The following is a 4,898-nucleotide window of genomic DNA, read 5'->3' on the forward strand; positions in this document are numbered from 1 at the left end:
CCTTGTTGCCTGTCATTCCGATAAACATCCCGATGGTTTGGTTACCAACCGGAAAACCTGTCGTTTGGTTGGTTATATTTAAATAAGTGTTAATAGAATTAAACTCGTGCAGGTGTAATGTTGTTCGAGGTACATAGGCTTCGCTCCAATCAAAGCCTATACCTATTTTATTTTTATGGTATAACCATCCATTGCAGTTTCCAGGAGATGAACATTGAATTTGATTTTGGGCTTGCATACAAATAGGCATTAAAGCCATACAACTAATTGACAATAAGGCTATTACCCCCCATGTGCTTTCTGGAGGGCTTTACAAATGAAAAATTGGCTAATAAAGCGCATAAATTGATAAACTAATTTGTTGTAAATATAAAGCATATTTTTTTTATTGTCAAGAAGCAGATTTTAAACTACGTTGTTATTGTATAGATGGTTGGTTTGAATTTACAAATGGTAGTTGTTATTGTATAGTTGGTAAAATTGGTATTCAAAAATTTTATGGTATGAGTTATTATGTTAATAATCTTGCAAAGGTCTTTTCTTTTTTTGAATTATTTCTTTTTAGTAAAATGGTATAAAATACCTAATTTGAGATATGAAAAATTGTTTATTTGCGAAAGATTTTTTTTACTTACAATATTACCATCTTTATCAATAATATTTAATTCATCTTTATACTTATCATTGTTTGAAATAATATAAAAAGAATTTGTTAAGTTAAAAATTAATAATATATTATTATAAATTTTATATCTAATATCAATTTCTGGATTTATCAAAAAACCTCGATAGATATGTGTAAAATAATAAGCAGATTTTTTAGAATTATAAATTTTAAACAATGAAATACCAGTTCCTACATTAAAATGAAAATACCAGTTTTTATATTCATAAATTTTATAACCATTATAAATTGAAATATCACATTTATAACCATTTAATCCTGTAACATTGTTTTCAATTAAGTGAAATTCTAAAGCAGGACCAATCTCAAATCTATTATGATACAGATAATTATATCTTAAAACAGAACCAATTATATCTTTATAATTTCTGAAATATTTATATTCAGGTTTATATTTTTGTGCTAAAAAAGTTTTTGTTGTAAACTTACTTACCGTAAATGACAAACTATGGTATTGCTGTGAAACTAAAAGTTCTGGAAGCATAAAACACAAAACAATAATATTAACGATAGTTTTTTTCATTGTTTAATAATTTTTAAATAAGTTACATTTTTTTTATCATTAATTTCTAAAATGTAAATACCCTCTTTGAGGTCTTCAAGATTTAACTGACTATTGAAATTAAAACTTTTGTTTTTAAAAATATATTTTCCATAAATATCAATTAAAGAAATTAAAACATTAATATTTGAACTATAAGTTATAGTAAGGATATTTGTAAAAGGATTTGGAAAAACATTAATTTTATTATTTATATTATTTTCATTATTTAAACTTATATCATAATTTTTATTTATTTCAGACATTTCATTTATATTTTTATAATCAATAAAATTACAATAATAACAAGGTACTATTTCAGCAATAAACTCCGAATTATCAGTGGTTTCAAAATTTTCTAAAATTATTTCATTATAAGCTTTATAATTAACAATTTCGTTTTCTTCTAATATTACAAACGAAGGACTACTATGTATATTACCTGCTACTGGATTATAATATAAAGAAAATTTATTTATTAAGTATTTATAATAATTATTAATTTCGATATAAGTATTACAATTTTTTGAATATAAATTAATTATTGCATATTGGTTGTATGAATATCCACAAGGATTATTAACTCTGTAATATCCATCGTATAAACCATTCCAGCCGAAATTAAAATGAAATTTCTTACCTAATAATACATCTTTATAACCATCGCAAACAAAAGCATGTCCATTATGATTAGATGTAAAACCCATATAAAGAATTGGCCTTTGATTTTCTAATTCATTTATAAGTTTTGATTTCCATTGATTTATACTATAATCATTTCTATCGACAATTTGAGCATTTGAAAAAGAGAAATCATTTTTTAATACATTAAAAATTATGTCTTTATTTGTTCCTGAAGCATTACAACCAAAATAATCAGCATTTAAATTCATTTTATCTCCTATATTCCTTAATAAATTTGCAATTTCTTTTTTTTGTATATCGTAATTTGAGTCAGAGTTTTTTAACTCATCAGGCATTATGTTATAATTAAATTCAATACAATCGGGATATCTTAAAAACTTTATAATTTGTCCTGCAGCTGTTGCTGGACATCCTACAAGCGTATGATCACAATTATTTCCTGCTGGACAGTAAAAATTATAAGCATTAACATCTAAGCCATCATTAGAAACTGATTGCCCCCATTTTGTAGAAATTAATGGTTCTATACCACTATGCGTAAATTTTAGATTTTTTAACTTTAATAAATATTGCCACATAGTATCTATACTTGTATTATTTTCTTTCGATTTTAATACTATTTCAGAGTAAAAATTAAACCAAAATAAAACATTTGGTGGAATTTCTTCTGAATAGCTTTTTTCATCACTATATGCCAATATTGGAAAAGTTTTTTTTTCATTTGACATTAGTAACCAATTATTATCAAAATACTTTATTATAATTAAACAAGGATAGTTTTTGAAATAAAAATATTTGTAAACATATTTTACTGAAAACTTAGTATTATCATTTATGTAGGCTTTGTAAAACATGAGAGCAATTTAACCTATTTCATCACTTGATGGTGTTTGTCCTAATAATTTAAAAGATAAAAGAAGTAGATAAAAAATAATAAACTTTTTCATAGTTTAAAATTTAATATATGTTTCATTTACTTTTGTAGAATATATATTACCTTTCAAATCAATTATTCTAATGGTACCGGATAACAATATAATAGTATCATTGTATAAAACAGAATTTGTATCGATTTCTAATTCTATTGGTGAGTAACCAATTTCTTTACCGTTAGTAAGTAAATTGTTTTTCACTTTAATATTTAAATTTGTTTCTATTTCTAATTTTAATATTTTATTTATATAGTATTTCTTTTCAATACACGAAGGATTATTGTCATATGTGCTTTCTATTAGTTTTTTACCTTCAAGATTTAACTTCAGAATAAAATCTTTACTGATACAAGTATCATATAATGCTAATTCATTGTAATTTCTACAACTAATGGCATTAATGGTATTTAACAAATAATAGTTTGTATACTCACACGAATAACATCCTATACAGCCATAATTATTTTTTTCTTTTTTGCAGGCATAAAATAAAAAGGTTGATAAAAATACAATTAATAAAAAACGTTTCATTTTTTTTCGTTTTTAAGTTGTTCAATTTCTTCTTGTTGCTTTATAATATATAAAGTTAGTTCCTCTATTTTTTGCAATAACAGTTTATTCATTATAGCTATATCTATATCATTTTCTTCAATTTCTTTAGCCGATGGTATTTCGGGTAAATGTTTGTTTAATTCTATATATTTTTTTAATTCATATAACGGCATTAATCTGTAATTATTATCAAATACAAAATCGCACCATCCAGCCGATTTTACTATTGCTTTACAAAAATGTGCCGTTCCTCTTACATCAAGCTCGTATTGGGGATTGTTAGTTCCTAAGCCAACTCTACCATTATTAGTAATTATAAGTTTTGTATTATTTATCATTGAAGTCTCATCTACCGATTTATCACTTCCTCCATTCGAGGCAACAGAAACCAATCGAATATTACCTGACACATCAGCTATGATAGCAGCACCACCATTATTAGCACCATCGCTCTGAAACGTCCATTGCCCCTGATTGTTGCGTTGGGCATTGAAACCTATGTAGCTCGATAAATAATAAGGTGCATTGGAATACGACTTTCCTATATTTACTTGCGTAATTCCGCCTCCTACCTGTACATTGCCATCCGATTTTATTTGTAACCCTTTATCGCTGCTATCATTGCTGAGCCAGTAATTGCCAAGTTTTAGGTTTTGGGTAGCTGTATGATTACCTAAATTGTCTTTTAGTTGAGTTGCTGGTGATGCTTTTATAACACCCTGAGCGTCGGATATTAGCACTGCTTCGTTGGTTATAGTTTGTTGCTGAGGGAGTTGCTCGAAGCGGATATTGCCATTTATATGTAAGGTATATTGAGGGTTATCTACATTGATGCCTACATGTCCGTTTTTGTTTATTACCATCAGTTTCTTTGTATTTCCGGCATCGTTTCGCATAAAATTAAAGGCTGCAGGGTTTTGCCAGTTATGTATCCAGAAGTTTACATTGCCGGCAGGCGTGCCGTTAGCATCTTCGTCCACACTGATGCCTCGGCGTTCGGGTATGCGACCACGGGTTACTATCTCAAAACCATTGTTTTGTTCAAATGTTTTAGTACCATTGGCGGTGGTGCCATATATCAATACATCGCCTTGGTTGCTTATTTTTATACCTTGTGCACTGCCATCGTTGCTTAGCCAATGGTCGTTGAGTTTTACATCTTGCGTTGCGGTATGGTTGCCTAAATTGTCGCCAATAAGCGTTGGCTGTGCCTGACTCACATTGCCTTGAGCATCGATAAGCAAAACGCGTGCATTGGTAGCTTGCGTGGCTACCGTCAGGTTTTCCATGCGTACTGTGCCGTTGGTATGAAGCTTGGCGGTTGGGTTGGTGGTGCCTATACCAATATTGCCCAAAGAATTTATCGTTAACACATCAACATTGTTGGTACCTAACGATATGCTTTGCTGCCCCTGTTGTACCATACGTGCATTGCCATTAGCGGCTAAGCCTATTAGTAAGCCGCTACTTTGACCGGTTCCGGTGGTATTGTTCGTTATTTGTATGCCATAAATGTTGGTTGCCAACGTGATTTTATTTTCAT

The 4,898-nt window shown here is 28.7% G+C and carries 5 protein-coding genes; all 5 read right to left on the bottom strand.

What is annotated here, in order from left to right; all coding sequences use genetic code 11:
- On the bottom strand, positions 1 to 238 hold a 238-nt coding region (locus HPY79_12280; protein NSW46579.1), incomplete at its 3' end, for a hypothetical protein.
- 313 nt (positions 239 to 551) lie between these two features.
- Positions 552 to 1,208, bottom strand: a complete 657-nt coding sequence (locus HPY79_12285) for a hypothetical protein (protein ID NSW46580.1) — start codon at positions 1,206 to 1,208, stop codon at positions 552 to 554.
- Positions 1,205 to 2,725 (bottom strand): C10 family peptidase, encoded by a 1,521-nt coding sequence (locus tag HPY79_12290; GenBank protein NSW46581.1) that lies wholly within the window; start codon positions 2,723 to 2,725, stop codon positions 1,205 to 1,207. The genes HPY79_12285 and HPY79_12290 overlap by 4 nt, the downstream gene beginning before the upstream one ends.
- Before the next feature lie 96 nt (positions 2,726 to 2,821).
- Entirely contained in the window at positions 2,822 to 3,334 is a 513-nt protein-coding gene (locus tag HPY79_12295; GenBank protein ID NSW46582.1) for a hypothetical protein, read from the bottom strand.
- Positions 3,331 to 4,881, bottom strand: coding sequence for a hypothetical protein (locus HPY79_12300; protein ID NSW46583.1), 1,551 nt, complete (start codon positions 4,879 to 4,881; stop codon positions 3,331 to 3,333). Before HPY79_12300 ends, HPY79_12295 begins: the two co-directional genes overlap by 4 nt.
- Between the last annotated feature and the right edge of the window lie 17 nt (positions 4,882 to 4,898).

This window comes from Bacteroidales bacterium (assembly GCA_013314715.1).
In the GTDB taxonomy this organism is placed as follows: Bacteria; Bacteroidota; Bacteroidia; order Bacteroidales; family GWA2-32-17; genus Ch61.